We start from the raw sequence: 23,609 nt of genomic DNA on the forward strand, positions 1-23,609 counted from the left end.
ACAAAAAGAGCAGCCGAGGCTGCTCTTGGTTCGCTCCGGCGCGATCAACGCTTGAGCATCAGGCTCTTGCGTTCGAAATCGACGATGCGCTGGCGGTAGTGTTCGATGGTCTGGGCGGTCATGACGCTGCGCTGCTCGTCCTTCAGCTCGCCATTGAGTTCGGACGACAGCTTGCGCGCCGCGGCGACCATCAGGTCGAAGGCCTGCTTGGGATGGCGTGGACCGGGCAGACCCAGGAAGAAGCTCACCGCCGGGGTGTGGAAGTCGTCGATGGCATCCAGATCGAAGGTGCCCGGACGCACGGCGTTGGCCATGGAGAACAGCACCTCGCCATTGCCCGACATGCTCTCGTGGCGATGGAAGATGTCCATGTCGCCAAATCTCAGCCCACTTTCGAGGATGTTCTGCAGCAGTGCCGGACCGGAGAAGCCCTTCTCGTCACGGGAGATCACGTTGATCACCAGCACCTCGTCCACCGGCGCCATGGCCGCCTGACTGTTGCCGCTGCTGCTGACGGGTTCGCTGACCGACTCGCGCTCGGGTGCCTTGCTGCTCAGCGGCTTTTCCTTGCGCGGCTTGTCGCGACCACGGGTCACGACTTCATCGGAATCGGCGGCCAGGCCTGCCAGGCTTTCATCGCTGGACAGATCGAAGCTGTCGGCACTGGGTTCTTCACGGCGTTCTTCACGACGCTTGCGCTGCGTGGAGCGCGGTGGCGTCGGCTCGCCCGGATCGTCCAGGGAAGGCTCCCTGGGTTCTACCACCCGCGTCGGACCGACGATTTCCGGATCCTCGTCTTCGTTTTCCGGCTGATTGTTCAACGACTGGTCAAGTTTGAACTTGAGCTTGCCCTTGCCGCTCATGCGACGCCAACCATCGAACAGAATACCGGCGATGACGATGACGCCGATGATGATCAGCCACTCGCGCAGACCCATATCCATGAAAAAGACATACCCCTGTGAAAATAATGGACCGACACCCGTCGGGAAACTTTGGAAAGTCGACGCTTGCGAGGTCTTTCCAAAACCTCCGAAACCTACGCCAAGTCAGTGTTCTTCTTAGCTTTTTCCACTTACCGCTAGCGCGGCCATAAGCTAGCACGACTATTGCCAACTTTACACCGCCAAGCCGCGAGGCTGTGGGGCATTAGGCATCGACCATGGCCACGGCCTCTTCCACATCCACCGCCACCAGCCGCGAACAGCCCGGTTCATGCATGGTCACACCCAGCAACTGATCGGCCATCTCCATGGCGATCTTGTTGTGCGTGATGTAAATGAACTGCACCTTCTCCGACATGCTCTTGACCAAGCGGGCATAACGGCCGACGTTGGCGTCATCCAGGGGTGCATCCACTTCATCGAGCATGCAGAACGGCGCCGGATTCAACTGGAAGATGGCAAATACCAGAGCCAGCGCCGTCAGCGCCTTTTCACCGCCCGACAACAAATGGATAGTGCTGTTCTTCTTGCCCGGCGGACGCGCCATGATCGCAACCCCGGTATCGAGTAAATCTTCCCCGGTAAGTTCCAGGTAGGCACTGCCGCCACCGAAAACTTTTGGGAACAAGGCCTGCAGGCCGTGATTGATCTGGTCGAAGGTATCCTTGAAGCGATTGCGGGTTTCCCGGTCGATCTTGCGGATGACGCTTTCCAGGGTCTCCAACGCTTCCACCAGATCGGCGTTCTGGGCGTCCAGATAGGTCTTGCGCTCGGCCTGCTGCTGATATTCGTCGATGGCCGCCAGGTTGATCGGTCCAAGCCGGCCGATCCGCGCCGCGACGGCTTCCAGCTGCTCCTCCCAGGCTGCCTCGCTGGCCTCCGCCGGCAGGGTCGCGATCACCGTCGGCAGGTCATAGCCATCAGCCGCCAACTGCTCGGCGAAGCCGCTGCGCCGGGTCGCCAAGCCCTGCCATTCCAGGCGATGCTGCTCCAACTGGCCGCGCAGCAGCGTCGCCTGCTGTTCCGCCTGCAGCCGCCGCCGCTCGAAATCGCGCAACTCCCGATCGGCATCTTCCAGCGCCAGGCGCGCCGTGCGCATTTCCTCGTCCACCTGCAGACGTCGCCCCAGCAACTCTTCCAGGCGCAGGCGTAATTCATCGAGGGGCTCGCCGCCTTCCTCCAGGTTGAGATTGAGCTGCTCGCAGCGCTCGCCGAGGCGTGCGGTCTGCAACTCCAGCCGCTCCAGCGCCTGGAAGGTCGACTGACGCTGGGCTCTTAGGGTGGTCAGCCGCACCGTCAGCTGATGCAGTTGTTCCTGAGCCTGGCGCTGGCGCTGGCGCGCCGCTTCCACCGCCTGCCGATGACGATCGCGCTGTTCCTGCAATAGCGCGCGCTGCTCGGTATCCACCGCCATGGCATCGAGGGCGTCCTGCAGGCGCAGCCGGCATTCACCCAACTCCTCCTGCTCACGCGCCAATTGTTGCTCGACGTCCTGGAGATCGGCCTCCAGTTGCTGCCGACGGATGCTCAGCTGCTCGGCCCGTGCCTGCTGGGCAGAGAGCTGGGCACGGGATTCGGCCAGCCGCTGCTGCTCCTGCTGCTGGCGCCGCCGCGCCTCTTCACGCTCGCCTTCCAGCCGCTGCTGGGCCGCGCGACGATCCTCCAGCCGTTCTTCCTGGAGGGCGAGCGCCTCGCTCAACTCCAGGCGTCGCGCCTGCAGCTCCTCCAGTTCGCGGCCGCGCGCCAGGACACTGCCCTCGGCGGCCTGGGCCCGCCGCACACGCAGGAAATGCCGGGAGACCCAGTAGCCTTCCGGCGTGATCAGACTCTGCCCTGGGGCCAGGGCCGGCCGCCGCGCCAGGGCTTCGTCGTAACTGTTCGCGATCAGCACCTGACCCAGCCAGGGCGACAGGTCGCGCGGTGCCTGCACCTGCTCCAGCAGGCTGCCGGCGGCGACCGGCAGCGAGCCGGGCAGCGCCAGATTCAAGGCACCGCTGGCGAAGGTAGCGAGACGCAGAGGCGCCAGGTCATCCAGGCAGACCGCCTGCAGATCGCTGCCGAGGACGGTCTCCACTGCCAGCTCCCAACCGGGGGTGACCTGGACATCGTCCGCCAGCTGTGGCGCCTGAGTGAGACCCTCGGCCTCGAGCCACTGGGCCGCGCCGGTATCGGGGGCCAGGGCCGCCTGCTGCAGGGCCTCCAGCGAGGCGATGCGGCCTTCGAGCCGCTGCAATTCGCCCTGGCGCTGACTCTGTTCCCCCGCCAGCGCCAGCAATTCTTCGCGCAACCGTTGCAGCCCATCCGCGACCTGCAACTCCTGCTCGGCCAGGCCCTCCAGCAGCAACTCGTCCTCGGCGATCTGCTCTTCCAGCATGACCAGACGCTCGGAAGGCCCGTCCTCGCCCAGCAGAGTGCGTTCATCACGCAGCCGGCGCTGCCGGTCCATGCCGCGCTCCAGGCTCTGCTCCAGCGAGCGGATGCGCGCCTGCTGCACATCGGCCTCCCGTTGCGGCTCGACACTCGCGGCACTGAGCGCTTCCCAGCGTTGCTGCCAGTCCGCCAGGGCCAGCTCCGCCTCTTCCAGCGCGGCACCGCCCTCCTCGCCCAACTCACGTGCCGCCTCTTCCTCGGGCTCGAGCATCGCCAGCTCTTCCTCAAAGGTGGCGAGCAGCACCCGGTCGTGCTCCAGGTGGGACTCGGCTTCGCTGCGGGCCTGTTCGGCTTCGCGCAGATCGTCCTGCAACTGACGCTGGCGCTGCTGGCCATGCTGGATGGTCTGCTCCAGGCGGGCGATGTCACCCCCCAGGGAGTAGAAGCGCCCCTGCACCAGGTTGAAGGCTTCGCTCAATTCATGATGGCCATCGCGCAGTCTTTCGATGCCGGCGTCCGCCTGGCGCTGTTCGGCGGTCAGGGCTTCGAGGGCCGTCTCCTGGTCGCGGATCACCTTTTCGCGCTGCTCGACGCGGCCATCCAGCTCGCGCCAGCGCACCGCCTGCAACTGCGCTTTGAGTTGCCGCTCCTCCTGCTTGAAGGCCTGGAAGCGCTCGGCCGACTGCGCCTGGCGATGCAGCCGCTCCAGCTGCCGCTCCAGCTCCTCGCGCAGGTCGGTGAGGCGGGCGAGATTCTCCTGGGTGCGGCGAATGCGATTCTCGGTCTCGCGCCGCCGCTCCTTGTACTTGGAGATGCCCGCGGCCTCCTCGATGTAGTGCCGCAGATCCTCCGGGCGCGCCTCGATCAACTTGGAGATCATCCCCTGCTCGATGATCGAATAGCTGCGCGGCCCCAGGCCGGTGCCGAGGAAGATATCGGTGATGTCGCGCCGGCGGCACTTGGTGCCGTTGAGGAAATAGGTGTTCTGGCCTTCGCGGGTCACCCGGCGGCGGATGGAGATCTCCGCGTAGCTCGCGTATTCGCCCACCAGGGTGTGGTCGGAGTTGTCGAAGATCAGCTCGATGGAGGCCTGGGATACCGGCTTGCGACTGTTGGAGCCATTGAAGATGACGTCCGTCATCGACTCGCCACGCAGATTCTTGGCCGAGCTCTCGCCCATCACCCAGCGTACGGCGTCGATGATATTCGACTTGCCGCAACCATTGGGACCGACCACCGCTGCCATGTTGCTCGGGAAATTCACCGTCGTCGGATCGACGAAGGATTTGAATCCCGCCAGCTTGATCGACCTCAACCGCATATCAGGAGCCCTTGTTCACCGCGCCGTGCCCAACCGCAGGCGAAAGGGCGAAAGTCTACCATTGGCGGCCACGACTGCCGTCGCTGAGCATGAGCTTATTTCCAGCCGTTCTGCACGCCGCCGGGACGACAGGCTATAGTCCTGCACCCCCCACTCGCAGGATGCCCCCATGAAGATCCTTCGCTTCACCCTGCTCGCCGCCGCCCTGGCGGCCAGCGCCCAGGCCCTCGCCGCCCCGCCGCTGCTCAACGTCTCCTACGACGTCATGCGTGACTTCTACAAGGACTACAACCCGGCCTTCCAGGCACACTGGAAAGCCGAGCACGGCGACACCCCGGTGATCCAGATGTCCCATGGCGGCTCCAGCAAGCAGGCGCGCGCGGTCATCGACGGCCTGCAGGCCGATGTCATCACCATGAACCAGGCCACCGACATCCAGGCCCTGGCCGATCGCGGCCTGGTGCCCAAGGACTGGGAAACCCGCCTGCCCGATCGCAGCGCGCCCTTCACCTCGGCCACAGTGCTCATCGTGCGCCAGGGCAATCCCAAGGGCATCCATGACTGGTCCGATCTGCTCAAGGACGGCGTCCAGGTGATAGTGCCCAATCCCAAGACCTCCGGGAACGGTCGCTACACCTACCTCTCCGCCTGGACCTACGCCCTGCGCCAACCGGGTGGTGACGAGCAGAAGGCCCGCGGCTTCGTCGCCGAGCTGTTCAAGCACGTGCCCATCCTGGATACCGGCGGTCGCGCCGCCACCACCACCTTCATGAAGAATCAGCAGGGCGATGTCCTGGTGACCTTCGAGAACGAAGCCGAGATGATCGCCCGGGAATTCGGCCGGGGCGGCTTCGAGGTGGTCTACCCGAGCATCTCGGTGCAGGCCGAGCCGCCGGTGAGCGTGGTCGACAGTGTCGTCGACAAGAAAGGTACTCGCGCCGAGGCCGAGGACTACCTCAGGTATCTCTGGTCCGAAGAAGGCCAGAAGATCGCCGCGGACAACTTCCTGCGCCCGCGCAACGCCCAGGTCCTGGCGCAGTACGCCGACCGCTTTCCCAAGCTCGAACTGATCGATGCGCAAAAGGAATTCGGTCCCTGGAGTGGCATCCAGAAGACCCACTTCGCCGATGGCGGCGTCTTCGACCAGATCTATACGCCTCAATAGGACGCTCGCGCCCGGCTTGGTGCCGGGCCTCTGACCGACATAAAAGCCGCGCACACAAAAACACCGCCCTTAGGCGGTGTCTTTGTTTATTTGGAGCGGGAAACGAGACTCGAACTCGCGACCCCGACCTTGGCAAGGTCGTGCTCTACCAACTGAGCTATTCCCGCAATGTGGCGTCCCCTAGGGGACTCGAACCCCTGTTACCGCCGTGAAAGGGCGGTGTCCTAGGCCACTAGACGAAGGGGACGAAACCTCTTTCCGCAAGGCCTTTCACCTTGCATCCCACTGTCATGAAACCGTGAGATTGTGTTTGGAGCGGGAAACGAGACTCGAACTCGCGACCCCGACCTTGGCAAGGTCGTGCTCTACCAACTGAGCTATTCCCGCAATGTGGCGTCCCCTAGGGGACTCGAACCCCTGTTACCGCCGTGAAAGGGCGGTGTCCTAGGCCACTAGACGAAGGGGACGAAACCTCTTTCCGCAAGGCCTTTCACCCTGCATCCGCCCGCCCAAAGGCAACCGGATTGTATTTGGAGCGGGAAACGAGACTCGAACTCGCGACCCCGACCTTGGCAAGGTCGTGCTCTACCAACTGAGCTATTCCCGCAATATGGCGTCCCCTAGGGGACTCGAACCCCTGTTACCGCCGTGAAAGGGCGGTGTCCTAGGCCACTAGACGAAGGGGACCAGGTAGAATCCCTGAGGACTCTGGCCTACCACTCGGCTGCCGCTTGCCGCCGTTGGGAGTGCGCGCATTCTAGGGAGCCTTACCCTGGGCGTCAATAGCTGATTAAATACTTTTCAAATCAACGACTTCGCTCGTACGACAAACGGCGGGCAAGCACCATGGAGAAGGTCATGTCCTCAACGATGATTGCAGCGGTAGTGGGGCTTGGCATCCTCTTGTTGATCATGATCGCCTTCGTCAACCAGAAGCTCGAAGCGGGCCGCTTGGAAAAGCAGCGTCTGGTCGCCGACCTCACCGACCGCATCAAGCGCTGCGCCCAGCTGGGCAGCAGTCTGCCCGGCCAGCTGATGACCCCGGCGCTCAAGCAGCTGTTCCACCGTATCGAACTCGGCCTGATCGCCCGCCTTGCCGCCCTGCAAGCCCCTTCCGCCGGCCTTACCGCACGCAAGACCGAACTGGAAGACGCCCTGGCCAAAGGCGATAACATCGAACTCACCAATGCCGCCAGGCCAGTGCATACCGAGGCGCGGGTCAAGGAAGTTCGTGGCTATATGGAGATGCTGCACGCACTCGTCGCCCATGCCAATCAGATCGGCATTTTGGACGGCCAGGAAGCCCAGCGCTGGGTGGGCGAGATGCGCTACCTGCTCACGGCCACCTATGTGGAATTCTTTCGCTACCAGGCCGAACAGCAGATCAAGAGCGAACACTATATCCAGGCACGCCAGTCGTACGAACGGGCGATCATGCAGATCCGCAAGCAACAGCAACCCGAGCGCTATACCGAGTTGCTGGCCTATCTGGAAGAGCAGATTGCCCAGGTGAAACGCCAGCAGAGCGAACTGGTCGAGCAGGCCAGCAGCAGCGCCAACGAGCTGTCGGACAGCGTGGATACGCTCAAGGACGACAGCTGGCGCAAGAAGAACGACTACGAGTGAGGGCTTCCCTGCCCTCCCCCGCCGATCAGCAATCGGTCGCGGCCAGAAAGGCCTCTACCATGGCTTCGATACCCGCCTGATCCGCCGCGCTGAAGCGCGCCGGATGCGGGCTGTCCAGATCCAGCACGCCGATCAGGCGACCGTCCTGCACCAGCGGCACCACCAGTTCGCTGCGCGAGGCCGCGTCACAGGCGATATGCCCGGGAAAGGCGTGGACATCCTCGACGCGTTGGGTGCGGCGCTCCCGGGCGGCCGTGCCGCACACGCCCTTGTTGAAGGGAATGCGCATGCAGGCCACCTTGCCCTGGAAGGGGCCGAGCAGCAGCTGGTCTTCACCCTCGACGAAATAGAAGCCGGCCCAGTTCAGGTCCGGCACTTCCTGATAGATGAAGGCCGACAACTGGGCGGCATTGGCCACCAGGTTGCGCTCACCGGCCAGCAGGGCTTCCACCTGGGCGGCCAGCATGGCGTAGCCCTCGAGTCCTGCTCCTACGCCCGTCAGTTCTACGGTCATGCGTTCTCCAACAGTTTGAGCCCGACCCATTGCCGGGCGAATTGATAGGCACAGCGGCCATTGCGGTTGCCGCGACCGGACGCCCAGCGGATGGCCTCGCGATCCGCTTCTTCGGACCACTCCAGCTGCAGGCCGGACTTGCCGGCCAGGGTCGTGCACCAATGGCGCACCACGGCGAGATAGTGATCCTGGGTGAAGGGGTAGAAGGACAGCCACAGTCCGAAACGATCCGACAGGGCGATCTTGTCCTCGGCCGCTTCGCTGGGGTGCAGCTCGCCGTCGACGTGCTCCCAGTTGGCGTTGTCGCTCTGCCGCTCCGCCACCAGATGACGGCGGTTGGAGGTGGCGTAGAGGACCACGTTGTCCGGCGCCTGCTCCAGGGAGCCATCCAGCACGCTCTTGAGCACCCGGTAATCGTCGCTGCCGGAATCGAAGGACAGGTCATCGCAGAACACCACGAAACGCTGTGGCTGGCCGGCGAGCTGTTCCACGGCGCGGGGCAGATCGGCCAGGTCGTCGCGCTCGATTTCGATCAGGCGCAGGCCCTGCCCGGCATATTCCGCCAGCAGCGCCCGGATCAGCGACGACTTGCCGGTGCCACGCGCGCCCCACAGCAGACTGTGGTTGGCCGGCAGCCCGGCCACGAACTGGCGGGTGTTACGGGCGAGCTGGTCACGCTGCCGATCGATACCCAGCAGGTCGGCCAGGCGCAATTCCAGATTGACGTCGAGCGGCTGCAGATAGCCGCCATGGCCTTCCCGGCGCCAGCGCGCCGCATAGCAGTGCTGCCAGTCCAGCGGCTCGCGACGATGGGGCAACAGGGGTTCGAGGCGCTCCAGCACCTGCCGTGCGTGGAGCAGAAAGTCTTCTAGGGAGGCATTCACAGGGATGATCCTTGACGACGAAAAAAAGAACAGCGGACCAGCCGCCTTACAAGCCGCGCATTATCGTATGACTTTTGCCCTCCAGACAAAGTCCAGAGGGCTACCACGCTAGGACGCCAGCGCCTGGCGGACAGGCTTTTCCAGCTGGGAAGGACGGGTGATGGGCGCGAAGCGCTGGACGCGCCCCTGGGCCGGCGTGACGAGGAACTTGGTGAAGTTCCAGCGGATGGCGCCTCCCAACAAGCCCGGCGCCGCCTGCTTGAGCGCCACGAACAGCGGATGGGCGCCGTCGCCATTGACGTCGAGCTTGGCCATCACCGGAAAGCTGACATTGAAGCGGGTCAGGCAAAAGGTCTGGATCTCGGCATTGCTACCTGGCTCCTGACCACCGAACTGATTGCAGGGAAAGACGATCACCCGCAGTCCCTCGGCCAAATAACGCTGCTGCAGCGCTTCGAGGCCGTCGTACTGACGGGTGAAGCCGCAACGACTGGCGGTATTGACCACCAGGTAGGCCCGCGCCGGCCAATCGGCCAGACAGGCCCGCTGGCCATCGGCGGTCTCGAACGGCACGCTGAGGAGGTCCCTGATCACGCGGAGGCCCTGGGTTGCAACTGTAGCGCCACCGAGTTGATGCAATAGCGCAGACCGGTCGGCGGTGGACCGTCGGGGAAGACATGCCCCAAGTGGGCATCGCAGCGCGCGCAGAGCACCTCTATGCGCTGCATGCCGTGGCTGAAGTCTTCCTTTTCCCGCACCGCCTCGGCATCGATGGGCGCGTAGTAGCTGGGCCAGCCGCAGCCGGAGTCGAACTTGGTGCTGGAGTCGAACAGTGCGAGCTCGCAGCAGGCGCAGTGATAGACGCCGGGCGTCTTGGTGTTGCAGTAGGCACCGGTATAGGGTCTTTCGGTGGCGGCCAGGCGACAGACGCGAAACTGATCGTCGGTCAGGCGCTCACGCCAGTCTTCCGGGCTACGCTGTACTTTTTCCATGATGACCTCTCTGGATGCCGGCGCATCTTTTGTAACAGGCGATGCAGCCGTATGATTCCCGCTCAGTCTGGCATCCACCCGCGGATGCTGCCAAGCGCCGGTCGGCGTCCGTCCCCGCCGAGTCTTACTCGCCCCTTTTCCAGGATTCATTTCCCCATGCAGGTCTCCAAGTCGAACAAGCTCGCCAATGTCTGCTACGACATCCGCGGCCCGGTCCTCAAGCATGCCAAGCGCCTCGAAGAGGAAGGCCATCGCATCCTGAAGCTCAACATCGGCAATCCGGCGCCCTTCGGCTTCGAGGCGCCCGAGGAGATCCTGCAGGACGTCATCCGCAACCTGCCGACCGCCCAGGGCTACAGCGACTCCAAGGGCCTGTTCAGCGCGCGCAAGGCGGTGATGCAGTACTGCCAGCAGAAGCGCATCGAGGGTGTCGGCATCGAGGACATCTACCTGGGCAACGGCGTCTCCGAGCTGATCGTCATGGCCATGCAGGCCTTGCTCAACAACAACGACGAGGTGCTGATCCCGGCTCCCGACTATCCACTGTGGACCGCCGCGGTCAGCCTGGCCGGCGGCAAGCCGGTGCACTACCTGTGCGACGAGCAGGCCGGCTGGTTCCCCGACCTGGCCGACATGGAAGCGAAGATCACCAGCAACACCAAGGCGCTGGTGCTGATCAACCCGAACAATCCCACCGGCGCGGTCTATTCCAAGGAGGTGCTGGAAGGCATCGTCGAACTGGCGCGGCGGCACAACCTGGTGCTGTTCTCCGACGAGATCTACGACAAGATCCTTTACGACGAAGCCCAGCACATCTCCACCGCCTCCCTGGCGCCGGACGTCCTGTGCCTGACCTTCAACGGCCTGTCCAAGTCCTATCGCGTCGCCGGTTTCCGTTCGGGCTGGCTGATCGTGTCGGGCCCCAAGCACCGCGCCCACAGCTATATCGAAGGCCTCGACATCCTGGCCAACATGCGCCTGTGCGCCAACGTGCCGGCCCAGCACGCGATCCAGACCGCTCTCGGCGGCTACCAGAGCATCAATGACCTGGTGCTGCCGCACGGACGCCTGCTGGAGCAGCGTAATCGCACCTGGGAACTGCTCAATGACATCCCCGGCGTCAGCTGCGTGAAGCCGATGGGCGCGCTCTATGCCTTCCCGCGGATCGATCCCAAGGTCTGCCCCATCCACAACGACGAGAAATTCGTTCTCGACCTGCTGCTCTCGGAAAAGCTGCTGGTGGTCCAGGGCACTGCCTTCAACTGGCCCTGGCCCGACCACTTCCGGGTCGTCACCCTGCCCCGCGTCGATGATCTGGAACAGGCCATCGGCCGCATCGGCAACTTCCTTGGTGGCTACGCCCAGTAGCGGCAAAGCATTTCCGGGTCTTTCATCGGTTGACGCGCCTCGCGGCGTCAACCGGCGCAGGCACTCGCGCGACAGCCGCCAGCAGTTTCGCCAGCCCCCAGACGACACAGTTTGCAATAGTGGAAACATTGAATGGATCGGGGCCGAACCTTATATAGCCGGCAGATAAACCTGTGAGGAGCTATACCCCACCATGATGCGCATTCTGTTGTTTCTGGCTACCAACCTGGCGGTGCTGATCGTTGCCAGCATCACCTTGAAGGTGCTTGGCGTGGATCGCTACACCGGTCAGAACTATGGCAGTCTGCTGGTGTTCTGTGCCGTGTTCGGCTTTGCCGGCTCGCTGATCTCGCTGTTCATCTCCAAGTGGATGGCGAAGATGAGCACCCGTACCGAGGTCATCAGCCAACCGCGTACCCGCCATGAGCAGTGGCTGCTGCAGACCGTCGAGGAATTGGCCCGCGAAGCCGGCATCAAGACCCCCGAGGTCGGTATCTTCCCGGCCTACGAGGCCAACGCCTTCGCCACCGGCTGGAACCGCAACGACGCCCTCGTCGCGGTAAGCCAGGGCCTGCTGGAGCGCTTCTCGCCCGACGAGGTACGCGCGGTGCTGGCCCACGAGATCGGTCACGTCGCCAACGGCGACATGGTGACCCTGGCGCTGATCCAGGGCGTGGTGAACACCTTCGTGATGTTCTTCGCGCGGATCTTCGGCAACTTCGTCGACAAGGCCATCTTCAAGAATGAGGAAGGCCACGGCATCGCCTATTTCGTGACCACCATCATCGCCGAACTGGTCCTGGGTATCCTGGCCAGCATCATCGTCATGTGGTTCTCGCGCAAACGCGAATTCCGCGCCGACGAAGCCGGTGCCCGCCTGGCTGGTCCTAACGCCATGATCGGCGCCCTGCAGCGCCTGCGTGCCGAGCAAGGTATCCCGGTGCAGATGCCCGACACCCTGAACGCCTTCGGCATCAACGGCTCGCTGAAGAACGGTCTGGCCGGTCTGCTGATGAGCCACCCGCCGCTGGAAGACCGCATCGAGGCCCTGCGCCGCTACGGTCAGCGCTAAGCGCGAGCGATGAAAAAACCCGGCTTCGGCCGGGTTTTTTCATGGGCGGGTCAAGGATCGGATGGCATCGGCCAGCCCCTCGCCGGTCAAGGGAAACATCCACTGGGCCATGAGTTCGCGCAGCAACTGGATCGAGGTGCTGCTGGCCCAGCCGTCTTGCGGATAGGGATTGAGCCATACCGCCCGTGGGAAGTGCTGGCACAGCCGCTGGATCCAGAGCGCGCCGGGCTCTTCGTTCCAGTGCTCGACGCTGCCGCCGGGATGGGTGATCTCATAGGGCCCCATGCTGGCGTCGCCGACGATCACCAGGCGGTAGTCCGCGCCATAGCGGCGCAGCAGTTCGGCGGTCGCCAAGCCTTCCTCATGCCGACGGGCATTATCGCGCCAGACCCGCTCGTAGACGCAGTTGTGGAAGTAGTAGTACTCCAGGTGGCGGAACTCCAGGCGACAGGCGCTGAACAGCTCGCTGCACAGGCGCACATGCAGATCCATGGAACCGCCGACATCCAGCAGCAGGAGTACCTTGGTGGCGTTATGGCGTTCAGGGCTATAGCGCACGTCCAGCAACCCGCCCTCCCGCGCCGTGGCGGCAACGGTCTCATCCAAATCGAACTCCGCCGCCGCACCCTGGCGAGCGAAGCGCCGCAGCCGGCGCAGAGCCAATTGCAGATTGCGCCGATCCAGGGGCGCGCGATCGTCCAGATTGCGGTAGTCACGCTGCTCCCAGACCTTGGCCGCCCGCCCCTGGCGGGTACCGGCCTCGCCGACGCGCACACCGAAGGGATTGTAGCCACCGCTGCCGAAGGGACTGGTGCCACCCGTGCCGACCCATTTGTTGCCACCGGCGTGCCGCTCGCGCTGCTCGGCGAGGCGCTGCCGCAGGGTTTCGAGCAGTTCGTCGAGGCCGCCCAGGGCCTGGAGTCGCTGGCGGTCCTCGTCCGACAGCAAGCGCTGGAACTCTAGCCGCAACCAGTCCGCGGGAATCGCCTTGGTCTCCGCCAGACGTTCGGACCTGGCCAGCTCGCCGGCATAGACCTGATCGAAGCGGTCGAAGAAGCGCTCGTCCTTGACCAGCACGGCACGGGCCAGCAGATAGAAGGCGTCTGGATCGGCCACTGCCAGGCCCGCATCCAGGGCGGCGTGCAGATCCAGCAGTTCGCCCAGGGACACCGGAATGCCGGCGGCCCTGAGTCGGGTGAAGAAGTCGAGGAACATGCCCGCCCTCAGCTCCGCCGGCGGCGCATGAAGGCCTGGCGTTCGAGCAACTGCAGATCCTGCTCGTTCTTCACCAGGGCGCCCGCCAGCGGCGGCAGGCCACCCTCGCCGTGCAGGGCCCGCTGCGCCGCCTCATCGCCCAGCAACAGGGCCAGCCAGTCCACCAGTTCCGAGGTGGACGGCTTCTTCTTCAACCCCGGCACGCTGCGCAGATCGAGAAAGAGATCCAGGGCCTCCTTGATCAGGCGCGCCTGAAGGTCGGGGTAATGCACCTGGACGATACGCTCAAGGGTCTCCCGCTCCGGGAAGCGGATGAAATGAAAGAAGCAACGACGCAGGAAGGCGTCCGGTAGCTCCTTTTCGTTGTTGGAGGTGCTGATGATCACCGGTCGTCGCTGGGCGCGGATGGTCTCGCCCGTCTCGTAGACATGGAATTCCATGCGATCGAGTTCCAGCAACAGGTCATTGGGAAACTCGATGTCGGCCTTGTCGATCTCGTCGATCAAGAGCACCACCGGATCCTCGGCGGTGAAGGCGTCCCACAGCTTGCCGGGCTTGATGTAGTTCGCCACCTCCTGCACCCGGGGATCCCCGAGCTGGGAATCGCGCAGGCGACTCACGGCATCGTATTCATAGAGGCCTTGCTGGGCCTTGGTGGTGGACTTGACGTGCCAGGTGATAAGACGTGCGCCCTGGCTCTCGGCCACCTGCTCGGCCAGCAGCGTCTTGCCAGTGCCCGGCTCGCCCTTCACCAGCAGCGGACGTCCCAGCTGAATGGCGGCATTGACCGCCAGACTGAGCTCGGCCGTGGCCACATAACGCTCGGTACCCTGAAAGGCCATCATCTATCCTCTGGCAGCTGTTTCGCCTGACGATAACACGCCGTGCCTGGGCTGGACGCCATCGGACGCAAGGCCTAGGCTGCGAGTTTTCCGCGCCGTACAGGATCCGCCATGAGCCGCATCTTCGCTGACAACGCCCAGTCCATCGGCAACACGCCACTGGTCTACATCAACCGCCTCGGCCCCAAGGGCGTCACCCTGCTCGCCAAGATCGAGGGGCGCAATCCGGGCTATTCGGTCAAATGCCGCATCGGTGCCAACCTGATCTGGGACGCCGAAGCCAAGGGCCTGCTCAAGCCTGGCATGAGTCTGGTGGAGCCGACCTCGGGCAACACCGGTATCGGCCTGGCCTATGTCGCCGCCGCCCGTGGTTATCGCCTGGTGCTGACCATGCCGGCCTCCATGAGCCTGGAGCGGCGCAAGGTGCTCAAGGCGCTGGGGGCGGAGCTGGTGCTGACCGAGCCGGCCAAGGGCATGAAGGGCGCCATCGAGAAGGCTCGGGAAATCGCCGAGAGCGAGCCCGATCGCTACTTCATGCCACAGCAATTCGACAACCCGGCCAACCCGGCCATCCACGAGAAGACCACCGGCCCGGAAATCTGGAACGACACCGATGGTGCCATCGACGTGCTGGTGGCCGGCGTCGGTACCGGCGGCACCCTGACCGGCATCTCGCGCTTCATCAAGAACACCAAGGGCAAGCCGATCCTTTCGGTCGCGGTGGAGCCGGAAACCTCGCCGGTCATCAGCCAGACCCTCGCCGGTGCCGAGGTGAAACCCAGCCCGCACAAGATCCAGGGCATCGGCGCCGGCTTCGTACCCGGCAACCTGGACCTCTCCATGGTCGATCGCGTCGAGCAGGTCAGCGATGAACAGGCCAAGCTGATGGCCCAGCGCCTGATGCGTGAGGAAGGCATTCTCTGTGGCATTTCCTGCGGCGCCGCCATGGCCGCCGCGGTGCGGTTGGCCGAGACCCCGGAGATGCAGGGCAAGACCCTCGTGGTCATCCTGCCGGACTCCGGCGAGCGCTATCTGTCGACGATGCTCTTCGATGGCCTGTTCGACGAGCAGGAGCTGGTCCAGTAAGACCTAGAGGCAACTGCCCTCCTCCCTCCCGGAGGCGCTCGACAGGCACGGACACCTTTGTCGCCACCCAAGAAAAAGCCCGGTTTCCCGGGCTTTTTTCGTATCAGAGATGCTTGATCTCGGCCTTGGCATCCAGGGCTCGACGGTAGGCCGCGAAATCGACCTGCCCGGCTCGCGAGGCCAGGTAGCGACGATACAACGCCTTGTCCTCGGCGCTCAGGGCTTCCTTAGGTACGCCTACCCCCTGCAGACGGATCAGGACGAAGTCCCCGTTCTGCAGGCTGATGCCGGCATAGGACGGCTTGTCGGCTTCCGGCTTGGCCATGCGGAATGCAGCCTGCAGCACCTGGGGATCGACGCCCTCCTGGTTGCGCGTGGCGGCTTCGACGGTACGCCAGTCACCCGCGGCGGCCTTGCCGCCGGCACGCAACGCCTTGAGCTGCTCTTCGCCGGCCTGCTTGGCCACGGCTGCGGCCTTTTCCTGGGTCAGGCGGGTCACGATCTCTTTCTTGACCGCATCCAGGGGTTGCAGCTGCGGCGTACGGTGCTCCTTGTCACGGACCACCACCAGGGTCTCCGGGTCGAGCTGCAGGGCGGTGCTGTTGGCACCGTTACGCAGGACGTCTTCGCTGAAGGCCGCCTCGATCACCTGGCGGTTGGCGGTCAACCCCTCGCCACCTTCGCGACCGAAGGGTGCGCTGGTCTTGACCTGCAGACCCAGCTCCTGGGCCGGCTGGCTCAGGTCAGAGGATTCGTAGGCGGAGCTTTCCAGCTTGCGGCCCGCTTCCACGAACAGGCGGTCGGCGTCTTCCGCCTTGAGCTGCTGTTCCAGACGCGGCCGGACACTGGCCAGGGTGGGCACTTCCGGCGCCTGGACGCCCTGCAGCTTGATCAGGTGCCAGCCAAAGCTGGTACGCACCGGTGCCGAGACCTGTTGCGGTGCCAGGGCGTACAGTGCCTCTTCGAAGGCCGGATCATAGACGCCACGACCGGCGAAGCCGAGGTCACCGCCATTGGCCGCCGAACCCGGATCCTGGGAGAACTCCTTGGCCAGCTTGGCGAAATCTTCACCCTTGTTCAGGCGCTCTTGGATCTGCTGGATCTTGGCCTTGGCCTGCTCATCGTTCTGCTTGTCGTTGACCTCGATGAGGATGTGAGCGGCGTCGCGCTGCTCCGACAGATTGGCGATTTCGGACTTGTAGGCGGCCTGCAGGCGGCTTTCGTCGACCTTGGCCTTGGCCAGGAAGGCGGCCTTTTTCAGCTCGACGTACTCGATGACTACCTGCTCAGGCGTCATGAAGGCGTTCTTGTGGCTGTCGTAGTAGGCCTGGATCTCGTCCTGGGTCGGCGTGATGCCAGCCGGCGAAGCCTTGACGGTACGCATGGCGAAGTCGCGTGTCTGCCGCTCGAGCGCGGCGAAGGCCTCGATATCGGCATCGGTGACGAAATTGCTGCCGACGATACCGGCACGCAGCTGACCGATCAGCATTTCGTCACGCAGCAGATCGCGGAATTGCAGGCGGTTGTAGTTCATCTGGCGAACGGCCTGATCGAAGCGCTGGGGATCGAAACGCCCTTCGGTCTGGAATTCGGGGGTATTGAGGATCAACTGATCCAGTGCCTGCTCGGAGAAGGCGAAGCGATCGGTCTTGGCGCTCTGCAGCAGCAGTTGCTTGTCGATGAGTGCCTTGAGTGCGGACTCGCGCAGCAACCGGTCATCCAGGGTGGAAGGATCGAAGCCCTGCCCCAGTTGTTGCTGCAGCTGGCGACGCTGCATTTCCACGGCCTGGGCCAGCTCTGTCTGCTTGATCTCGTCGCCATTGACCAGGGCGACGGCACCCTGGTGACCCGTGGCGCGGATGATCGCTTCGAAGCCGGTCAGCGCCATCAGCAGGATAATGAATCCGATGATGACTTTGGCAATCCATCCCTGCGAACGGTCCCTGATGTTTTGTAGCATGTTCCCCCCACGAGCTGTGGCCAGACCGGCCATGGCGAAATCGTCGAATAGCAAATAGCGAAAAGGCGCATCTCGAGATGCGCCTTTTCGTCGATCAAGGACCTTGCATCCAGCAGGACGGCGGAACACCAGCAACCTTGGCTGGCGCCCCGCCCATCAAGCCCAAGGGCGCCGTCAGTGCGTACTGACGCGCTCCTTGCCTTCCTGATCCCGCTTCTCGTCCTTGCTGACGAGCTCCGGACCATCGTCCGGAAGCGGCTCCGGCGTGTATTGCAGCGCAACCTCCAAGACCTCGTCAATCCATTTGACTGGCTTGATCTGCAAGTCGGCCTTGATGTTGTCCGGAATGTCCCGCAGATCCCGGACGTTTTCCTCTGGAATGATCACGGTACGGATGCCGCCGCGGTGGGCCGCAAGCAGCTTTTCCTTGAGCCCACCGATGGCCAGCACCTGACCACGCAGGGTGATCTCGCCGGTCATGGCGACGTCGGCACGCACCGGGATACGGGTGGCGGCCGAGACCAGCGCCGTGCACATACCGATACCGGCGCTCGGGCCGTCCTTGGGCGTGGCGCCTTCGGGCACGTGGATATGGATGTCGTGCTTCTCGTGGAAGTCCTTGGGAATGCCCAGGCTGCGACCACGACTGCGGACCACGGTCAGGGCCGCGGTGATGGACTCGGCCATCACATCGCCCAAGGAACCGGTCTTGATCATCTGGCCCTTGCCGGGGACGACCGCGGACTCGATGGTCAGCAGTTCGCCGCCAACCTGGGTCCAGGCGAGGCCGGTGACCTGACCAACCTGATCCTGCTGCTCGGCCAGGCCATAGCGGAATTTGCGAACGCCCAGCCAGTGCTCCAGGGTATCCACGGTGACGCTGGCCGTGCGCTCCTTGCTCAGGGCATGCTGTTTGACCACCTTGCGGCAGACCTTGGCCACCTGACGCTCCAGACTCCGTACGCCCGCTTCGCGGGTGTAGTAGCGGATGATGTCGCGCAGGGCGTCTTCGTCGAATTCCACCTCGCCCTTCTTCAGGCCATTGGCCTTGACCTGCTTGGGAATCAGGTAGCGGGTGGCGATGTTGACCTTTTCCGCCTCGGTGTAGCCGGGCAGGCGAATGACTTCCATACGGTCCAGCAAGGGCGCCGGAATGTTCATGGAGTTGGCGGTGCAGACGAACATCACGTCGGAGAGATCGTAGTCCACCTCCAGGTAATGGTCGTTGAAGGTGTGGTTCTGCTCCGGATCCAGGACCTCGAGCAAGGCGGAGGCGGGATCGCCACGCATGTCGTTGCCCATCTTGTCGATTTCGTCGAGCAGGAACAGCGGATTGCGCACCCCGACCTTGGTCATCTTCTGGATCAGACGACCCGGCATGGAACCGATGTAGGTGCGGCGGTGACCACGGATCTCGGCTTCGTCACGCACGCCGCCCAGGGCCATGCGCACGAACTTGCGACCGGTGGAACGGGCGATGGACTCGGCCAGGGAGGTCTTGCCCACGCCGGGCGGACCGACCAGGCACAGCACCGGCCCGCGCACCTTTTTCACACGCTTCTGCACGGCGAGGTATTCAAGAATGCGTTCCTTGACCTCTTCCAGACCGTAGTGGTCCTTGTCCAGGACTTCCTCGGCACGGCCCAGGTCCAGGCGGACCTTGCTTTCCGCCTGCCACGGTACGTTCACCAACCAGTCGATGTAGGAGCGCACCACGGTGGCTTCGGCCGACATCGGCGACATCTGCTTGAGCTTGTTCAGCTCGGCCGTAGCCTTGGCCAGGGCATCCTTGGGCAGACCGGCGGCTTCGATGCGACGCTTGAGGTCGTCGACCTCGTTGTGGCCTTCGTCGATGTCACCCAGTTCTTTCTGGATGGCCTTCATCTGTTCGTTGAGGTAGTACTCGCGCTGGCTGCGCTCCATCTGCTTCTTGACGCGACCACGGATGCGCTTTTCCACCTGCAGGAGGTCGATTTCCGCATCCAGCAGGGCCAACACGTGCTCGACGCGTGCGCCCAGCTCGGTGATCTCGAGAATTTCCTGCTTCTGTTCGATCTTCAGCGCCATATGGGCGGCCATGGTGTCGACCAGACGGCTGGGATCCTCGATGCTGTTGAGCGAGGACAGGACTTCGGCAGGGACCTTCTTGCCGAGCTGTACATATTGCTCGAACTGACTCATCAGGCTGCGCGAGAACACCTCGGATTCACGATCCGGGGCTTCGCTGTCTTCGATCAGGGTGACCAGCGCACGGGCATAGGCCTGGTTCTCGACGAAGGATTCGATACGGCCGCGCTGCTCGCCTTCGACCAGGACCTTGACGGTGCCGTCGGGCAGCTTGAGCAGCTGGAGAACGGTCGCGACCGTACCCATGTGATACATGTCGTCCGCGGCGGGATCGTCATCGCCGGGATTCTTCTGTGCGACCAGCAGGATCTGCTTGTCGCCAGCCATGGCGGCCTCGAGGGCCTCGACGGACTTTTCCCTTCCGACGAACAATGGGATGACCATGTGGGGATAGACCACTACGTCACGTAGGGGCAGCAGGGGAAGTTCTATCGTCGTAGTCATGGGGTACGGGTCTCGGCAAATAATCGGCCGCAGATGCGGTTAAGGCCTCGGTTTCCCCTAACATGAGGTTGACCGCCGCAAAATACAACCGTCGCTGAAATGAAAAAGGGGCCGAAGCCCCTTCTGTCACGCGTCTGGCGCCGCCTTGGCGGGCTCGCTGTTCTCGTAGATGAGCAGCGGCTGGGAACTCCCCTCGATGACACTCTCGTCGATGACCACCTTGCTGACCTCCTTCTGCGAAGGAATCTCGTACATGGTCTCGAGCAGGATGCCTTCGAGGATGGATCTCAGACCCCGGGCACCGGTCTTGCGCTCCAGTGCCTTGCGGGCGACCGCCTTGAGGGCATCGGGACGAAATTCCAGATCCACGTCTTCCATCTCGAACAGCTTGGCGTACTGCTTGGTCAGGGCATTCTTCGGCTCGGTCAGGATCTGCATGAGTGCCGGCTCATCCAGCTCGTCCAAGGTCGCGATGACCGGCAGACGACCGACGAACTCGGGAATCAGGCCGAACTTGACCAGATCCTCGGGCTCGGCGTCACGCAGGGATTCGCCGATCTTCTTGCCCAGCTCCACGCTGCGTACCTCGGCGTTGAAGCCGATGCCGCCACCCTTGGTGGAACGGTTCTGGATGACTTTTTCCAGACCCGCGAAGGCACCGCCGCAGATGAACAGGATGTTGCGGGTATCTACCTGTAGGAATTCCTGCTGGGGATGCTTGCGGCCGCCCTGAGGCGGAACCGACGCCACGGTACCCTCGATCAGCTTCAGCAGTGCCTGCTGCACGCCCTCGCCCGAGACGTCGCGGGTGATGGAGGGGTTGTCGGACTTGCGCGAGATCTTGTCGATCTCGTCGATGTAGACGATGCCCATCTGGGCCTTTTCAACATCGTAGTCGCACTTCTGCAAGAGCTTCTGAATGATGTTCTCGACGTCTTCACCCACATAACCGGCTTCGGTCAGAGTGGTGGCATCGGCGATGGTGAAAGGTACGTTGAGCAGGCGCGCCAGCGTTTCCGCCAGCAGGGTCTTGCCCGAACCGGTCGGACCGATGAGCAGGATATTGCTCTTGCCCAGCTCGACGTCGTCTTTCTTCTCGCGCTGATTCAGACGCTTGTAATGGTTGTAGACAGCAACGGCGAGGACCCGCTTGGCACGCTGCTGACCAATGACATACTGGTCGAGGATGGCGCTGATTTCCTTCGGCGCTGGCAGCTTGTGCGCATTGCTTTCGGCCTGAGCTTCCTGGACCTCCTCGCGAATGATGTCATTGCACAGGTCGACGCATTCGTCGCAGATGAAGACGGAGGGTCCAGCGATCAATTTACGTACTTCGTGCTGACTCTTGCCGCAGAAGGAGCAGTAAAGCAGCTTGCCGTTATCGTCGCTATTGCGCGTATCTGTCATTCGATCGATCCAATGGAATGTGCTTACATCAACAAGATGGAGCCTATTGCACGGTTTTTCAAGCCTACCCGCCCAAACGACCGGCGCTTGGGCAGGTGGTCGAGGCGGGGTCAGGCGGGGATGTTGCGCTTCTCGAGGACCTTGTCGATCAAGCCGTAGGCAACGGCTTCGGGGCCACTCATGAAGTTGTCACGGTCGGTATCGCGGGCGATCACGTCCATCGGCTGACCGGTGTGATGCGCCAGCACCTTGTTCAGACGCTCACGGATGGTCAAAATTTCACGGGCGTGAATTTCGATGTCCGATGCCTGACCCTGGAAGCCGCCCAGCGGCTGGTGAATCATCATCCGCGAGTGCGGCAGGCAGAAACGCTTCTCGGCGGCACCGCCTGCCAGCAACAGGGCGCCCATGCTGCAGGCCTGGCCGATGCAGATGGTGGAGACGTCAGGCTTGATGAACTGCATGGTGTCGTAGATCGACATGCCCGCGGTCACCGAGCCACCCGGGCTGTTGATATAGAGGTGGATGTCCTTGTCAGGATTCTCCGCTTCCAGGAACAGCAGCTGGGCGACGACCAGATTGGCCATGTAGTCCTCGACCTGGCCAACCAGGAAGATGACCCGCTCCTTGAGCAGCCGGGAGTAGATGTCATAGGCGCGCTCGCCCCGGGCGGATTGCTCCACCACCATGGGTACCAGACCGCCAGCGGCTTGAATATCGGGCATGGATTGCATGTATGAATTGCGGGACATGTCCTGCACTAGCTCCCTATCTGGATAACCTGTCAAAAACACATAAGCCAGCACGAGGCTGGCTTAGGTGAACTAGCAACTGGAGGCAGATCAGGCTGCTTGGGGAGCCTCGGCCGGTTTGACCGCGTCCTCGTAGGAGACCTGCTTGTCGGTGACTTTTGCCTGCTTGAGGACAGTATCCACGACTTGTTCTTCCAGTACAACCGAACGCACTTCGTTCAGCTGCTGCTCGTTCTGGTAGTACCACTTCACTACCTGCTCGGGCTCCTGATAGGCCGCAGCCATCTCTTCGATCAGCTCGCGAACGCGGGCGTCATCGGGCTTGAGCTCGAACTGCTTGACCATCTCGGCGATGATCAGGCCCAGCAGCACGCGGCGCTTGGCCTGCTCGCTGAACAGCTCGGCCGGCAGTTGCTCGGGCTGGATGTTGCCGCCGAACTGCTGGACGGCCTGAACGCGCAGGCGATCCACTTCGTTGCTGATCAGGGCAGCCGGTACGTCGATCTGGTTGGCAGCCAGCAGACCGTCCATGACCTGGTTCTTGACCTTGGTCTTGAGCGCCTGGCGCAGCTCGCGGTCCATGTTCTTGCGCACTTCGGCGCGGAACCCTTCGACAGTGGTCTCTTCCACGCCGAACTGCTTGAAGAAGGCTTCGTTCAGCTCGGGCAGCTCGGGTGCGGCCACTTCCTTGACGGTGACCTTGAACTGGGCGGCCTTGCCGGCCAGATCCAGGTTCTGGTAGTCCTCGGGGAAGGTCAGGTCGAGCACACGCTCGTCACCGGCCTTGGCACCGACCAGACCGTCTTCGAAACCGGGGATCATGCGACCCGAACCCAGCACCAGCTTGGTGTTCTCGGCGGAGCCACCGGAGAAGGCTTCGCCATCCTGGGTGCCGACGAAGTCGATGGTGACCTGGTCGTCGTTGGCGGCAGCGCGGTCAACGGCTTCGTAACGGGTGCCCTGCTTGCGCAGCACGTCGAGCATCTTGTCGATGTCGGCGTCTTCGACGCTTGCGTCCTGGCGCTCGATCTCGATGCCGTCCAGGCCCTTGACTTCGAACTCGGGGAAGACTTCGAAGGTGGCGACGTATTCCAGGTCCTTGCCCTTTTCGAACACCTTGGGTTCGACGGCGGGTGCGCCGGCCGGGTTGAGCTTCTGCTCGACGACGGCTTCGTAGAAGGTTTCCTGAATGAGATCACCCAAGGCTTCCTGACGAGCCGAGGCTTCGTAGCGCTGGCGGATGACGCTCATGGGTACCTTGCCCGGGCGGAAACCGGGAACCTTGGCACGCCGTGCAGTCTGCTGCAGACGCTTGTTCACTTCGGTTTCAATACGCTCGGCCGGCACGCCAATGGTCATGCGACGCTCGAGAGCAGAGGTGTTTTCAACGGAAACTTGCATGGATATTCCTCGTGGCACAAGAACAGGCCGGCTTTCCGACCCCCCAGAATCAAGGGCGACCATTCTAGAGACAGTCTCAAGCGAAGTCACCTGGCTTGATCCAGCGGTACGTACGGCAA

General features: G+C 63.2%; 18 protein-coding genes and 6 tRNA genes. 5 read left to right on the top strand and 19 right to left on the bottom strand.

Annotated features, from left to right (window positions below; all coding sequences use genetic code 11):
* Positions 1-44 precede the first annotated feature (44 nt).
* Together zipA and smc are read right to left on the bottom strand one after the other, a co-directional pair.
* Entirely contained in the window at positions 45-944 is a 900-nt protein-coding gene (gene zipA / locus BMZ43_RS00945) for a cell division protein ZipA (protein ID WP_093249084.1), read from the bottom strand.
* 205 nt (positions 945-1,149) lie between these two features.
* Entirely contained in the window at positions 1,150-4,635 is a 3,486-nt protein-coding gene (smc, locus tag BMZ43_RS00950; protein WP_093249087.1) for a chromosome segregation protein SMC, read from the bottom strand.
* 169 nt (positions 4,636-4,804) lie between these two features.
* Here smc and BMZ43_RS00955 point away from each other — a divergent pair, with 169 nt between their 5' ends.
* Complete coding sequence (locus BMZ43_RS00955; protein WP_017639604.1) at positions 4,805-5,800, top strand: sulfate ABC transporter substrate-binding protein; 996 nt, start codon at positions 4,805-4,807, stop codon at positions 5,798-5,800.
* Positions 5,801-5,891: 91 nt separating this feature from the next.
* Here BMZ43_RS00955 and BMZ43_RS00960 read toward each other — a convergent pair.
* The 6 genes from BMZ43_RS00960 to BMZ43_RS00985 all read right to left on the bottom strand — a co-directional run bounded on the left by BMZ43_RS00960 (position 5,892) and on the right by BMZ43_RS00985 (position 6,487).
* Positions 5,892-5,967, bottom strand: a tRNA-Gly gene (locus BMZ43_RS00960).
* Positions 5,968-5,971: 4 nt separating this feature from the next.
* Positions 5,972-6,047, bottom strand: a tRNA-Glu gene (locus BMZ43_RS00965).
* Positions 6,048-6,111: 64 nt separating this feature from the next.
* Positions 6,112-6,187 (bottom strand) — tRNA-Gly (locus BMZ43_RS00970).
* A 4-nt stretch (positions 6,188-6,191) separates the two neighbouring features.
* A tRNA-Glu gene (locus tag BMZ43_RS00975) sits at positions 6,192-6,267 on the bottom strand.
* Positions 6,268-6,331: 64 nt separating this feature from the next.
* Positions 6,332-6,407 (bottom strand) — tRNA-Gly (locus BMZ43_RS00980).
* A 4-nt stretch (positions 6,408-6,411) separates the two neighbouring features.
* Positions 6,412-6,487, bottom strand: a tRNA-Glu gene (locus BMZ43_RS00985).
* A 171-nt stretch (positions 6,488-6,658) separates the two neighbouring features.
* Between BMZ43_RS00985 and BMZ43_RS00990 the strand changes: the two genes are divergently transcribed.
* Entirely contained in the window at positions 6,659-7,426 is a 768-nt protein-coding gene (locus BMZ43_RS00990; RefSeq protein ID WP_256562845.1) for a hypothetical protein, read from the top strand.
* A gap of 25 nt (positions 7,427-7,451) precedes the next feature.
* Here BMZ43_RS00990 and BMZ43_RS00995 read toward each other — a convergent pair whose 3' ends face one another.
* The 4 genes from BMZ43_RS00995 to msrB all read right to left on the bottom strand — a co-directional run bounded on the left by BMZ43_RS00995 (position 7,452) and on the right by msrB (position 9,816).
* Positions 7,452-7,940 (bottom strand): GAF domain-containing protein, encoded by a 489-nt coding sequence (locus tag BMZ43_RS00995; protein ID WP_093249091.1) that lies wholly within the window; start codon positions 7,938-7,940, stop codon positions 7,452-7,454.
* On the bottom strand, positions 7,937-8,824 hold the full coding sequence (locus BMZ43_RS01000) for an ATP-binding protein (protein ID WP_017642578.1): 888 nt from the start codon (positions 8,822-8,824) through the stop codon (positions 7,937-7,939). The genes BMZ43_RS00995 and BMZ43_RS01000 overlap by 4 nt, the downstream gene beginning before the upstream one ends.
* Before the next feature lie 108 nt (positions 8,825-8,932).
* Positions 8,933-9,418: a glutathione peroxidase gene (locus BMZ43_RS01005; protein WP_093249094.1), complete on the bottom strand. Its 486-nt coding sequence runs from the start codon at positions 9,416-9,418 to the stop codon at positions 8,933-8,935.
* A complete protein-coding gene (gene msrB / locus BMZ43_RS01010; RefSeq protein ID WP_093249097.1) occupies positions 9,415-9,816 on the bottom strand; it encodes a peptide-methionine (R)-S-oxide reductase MsrB in 402 nt (133 codons plus the stop codon). The genes BMZ43_RS01005 and msrB overlap by 4 nt, the downstream gene beginning before the upstream one ends.
* Positions 9,817-9,972: 156 nt before the next feature.
* Here msrB and BMZ43_RS01015 point away from each other — a divergent pair, with 156 nt between their 5' ends.
* Together BMZ43_RS01015 and htpX are read left to right on the top strand one after the other, a co-directional pair.
* Positions 9,973-11,184, top strand: coding sequence for a pyridoxal phosphate-dependent aminotransferase (locus BMZ43_RS01015; protein WP_017642581.1), 1,212 nt, complete (start codon positions 9,973-9,975; stop codon positions 11,182-11,184).
* A 193-nt stretch (positions 11,185-11,377) separates the two neighbouring features.
* Complete coding sequence (gene htpX, locus BMZ43_RS01020; RefSeq protein WP_017642582.1) at positions 11,378-12,256, top strand: protease HtpX; 879 nt, start codon at positions 11,378-11,380, stop codon at positions 12,254-12,256.
* Between the two features lie 39 nt (positions 12,257-12,295).
* Here the strand turns inward: htpX and BMZ43_RS01025 are convergent, their stop codons facing one another.
* Together BMZ43_RS01025 and BMZ43_RS01030 are read right to left on the bottom strand one after the other, a co-directional pair.
* Complete coding sequence (locus tag BMZ43_RS01025) at positions 12,296-13,471, bottom strand: vWA domain-containing protein (RefSeq protein ID WP_093249100.1); 1,176 nt, start codon at positions 13,469-13,471, stop codon at positions 12,296-12,298.
* Positions 13,472-13,479: 8 nt separating this feature from the next.
* Positions 13,480-14,313: an AAA family ATPase gene (locus BMZ43_RS01030; protein ID WP_093249103.1), complete on the bottom strand. Its 834-nt coding sequence runs from the start codon at positions 14,311-14,313 to the stop codon at positions 13,480-13,482.
* Between the two features lie 111 nt (positions 14,314-14,424).
* Here BMZ43_RS01030 and cysK point away from each other — a divergent pair, with 111 nt between their 5' ends.
* Entirely contained in the window at positions 14,425-15,399 is a 975-nt protein-coding gene (cysK, locus tag BMZ43_RS01035; RefSeq protein WP_093249106.1) for a cysteine synthase A, read from the top strand.
* Between the two features lie 103 nt (positions 15,400-15,502).
* Here the strand turns inward: cysK and BMZ43_RS01040 are convergent, their stop codons facing one another.
* The 5 genes from BMZ43_RS01040 to tig all read right to left on the bottom strand — a co-directional run bounded on the left by BMZ43_RS01040 (position 15,503) and on the right by tig (position 23,490).
* Positions 15,503-17,359: a SurA N-terminal domain-containing protein gene (locus BMZ43_RS01040; RefSeq protein ID WP_093249109.1), complete on the bottom strand. Its 1,857-nt coding sequence runs from the start codon at positions 17,357-17,359 to the stop codon at positions 15,503-15,505.
* A gap of 174 nt (positions 17,360-17,533) precedes the next feature.
* Positions 17,534-19,930 carry an endopeptidase La gene (lon, locus tag BMZ43_RS01045; RefSeq protein WP_064308841.1) on the bottom strand — a complete coding sequence of 799 codons (2,397 nt, stop codon included), beginning with the start codon at positions 19,928-19,930 and terminating at the stop codon, positions 17,534-17,536.
* A 126-nt stretch (positions 19,931-20,056) separates the two neighbouring features.
* Entirely contained in the window at positions 20,057-21,337 is a 1,281-nt protein-coding gene (gene clpX / locus BMZ43_RS01050; RefSeq protein WP_017642587.1) for an ATP-dependent Clp protease ATP-binding subunit ClpX, read from the bottom strand.
* A 110-nt stretch (positions 21,338-21,447) separates the two neighbouring features.
* On the bottom strand, positions 21,448-22,089 hold the full coding sequence (gene clpP / locus BMZ43_RS01055; RefSeq protein WP_007162222.1) for an ATP-dependent Clp endopeptidase proteolytic subunit ClpP: 642 nt from the start codon (positions 22,087-22,089) through the stop codon (positions 21,448-21,450).
* A gap of 90 nt (positions 22,090-22,179) precedes the next feature.
* Complete coding sequence (gene tig, locus BMZ43_RS01060) at positions 22,180-23,490, bottom strand: trigger factor (RefSeq protein ID WP_026084027.1); 1,311 nt, start codon at positions 23,488-23,490, stop codon at positions 22,180-22,182.
* Positions 23,491-23,609: the final 119 nt, after the last annotated feature.

The organism is Pseudomonas sp. Snoq117.2 (genome assembly GCF_900110545.1).
Classification (GTDB): Bacteria; Pseudomonadota; Gammaproteobacteria; order Pseudomonadales; family Pseudomonadaceae; genus Chryseomonas; species Chryseomonas benzopyrenica.

Excerpts from the sequence above, each read along its gene's own strand:
- zipA (WP_093249084.1), bottom strand. The coding sequence starts at position 944 with ATGGATATGGGTCTGCGCGAGTGGCTGATCATCATCGGCGTCATCGTC.
- smc (WP_093249087.1), bottom strand. The coding sequence starts at position 4,635 with ATGCGGTTGAGGTCGATCAAGCTGGCGGGATTCAAATCCTTCGTCGAT.
- BMZ43_RS00955 (WP_017639604.1), top strand. The coding sequence starts at position 4,805 with ATGAAGATCCTTCGCTTCACCCTGCTCGCCGCCGCCCTGGCGGCCAGC.
- BMZ43_RS00990 (WP_256562845.1), top strand. The coding sequence starts at position 6,659 with ATGTCCTCAACGATGATTGCAGCGGTAGTGGGGCTTGGCATCCTCTTG.
- BMZ43_RS00995 (WP_093249091.1), bottom strand. The coding sequence starts at position 7,940 with ATGACCGTAGAACTGACGGGCGTAGGAGCAGGACTCGAGGGCTACGCC.
- msrB (WP_093249097.1), bottom strand. The coding sequence starts at position 9,816 with ATGGAAAAAGTACAGCGTAGCCCGGAAGACTGGCGTGAGCGCCTGACC.
- BMZ43_RS01015 (WP_017642581.1), top strand. The coding sequence starts at position 9,973 with ATGCAGGTCTCCAAGTCGAACAAGCTCGCCAATGTCTGCTACGACATC.
- htpX (WP_017642582.1), top strand. The coding sequence starts at position 11,378 with ATGATGCGCATTCTGTTGTTTCTGGCTACCAACCTGGCGGTGCTGATC.
- BMZ43_RS01025 (WP_093249100.1), bottom strand. The coding sequence starts at position 13,471 with ATGTTCCTCGACTTCTTCACCCGACTCAGGGCCGCCGGCATTCCGGTG.
- BMZ43_RS01030 (WP_093249103.1), bottom strand. The coding sequence starts at position 14,313 with ATGGCCTTTCAGGGTACCGAGCGTTATGTGGCCACGGCCGAGCTCAGT.
- cysK (WP_093249106.1), top strand. The coding sequence starts at position 14,425 with ATGAGCCGCATCTTCGCTGACAACGCCCAGTCCATCGGCAACACGCCA.
- BMZ43_RS01040 (WP_093249109.1), bottom strand. The coding sequence starts at position 17,359 with ATGCTACAAAACATCAGGGACCGTTCGCAGGGATGGATTGCCAAAGTC.
- lon (WP_064308841.1), bottom strand. The coding sequence starts at position 19,930 with ATGACTACGACGATAGAACTTCCCCTGCTGCCCCTACGTGACGTAGTG.
- clpX (WP_017642587.1), bottom strand. The coding sequence starts at position 21,337 with ATGACAGATACGCGCAATAGCGACGATAACGGCAAGCTGCTTTACTGC.
- clpP (WP_007162222.1), bottom strand. The coding sequence starts at position 22,089 with ATGTCCCGCAATTCATACATGCAATCCATGCCCGATATTCAAGCCGCT.
- tig (WP_026084027.1), bottom strand. The coding sequence starts at position 23,490 with ATGCAAGTTTCCGTTGAAAACACCTCTGCTCTCGAGCGTCGCATGACC.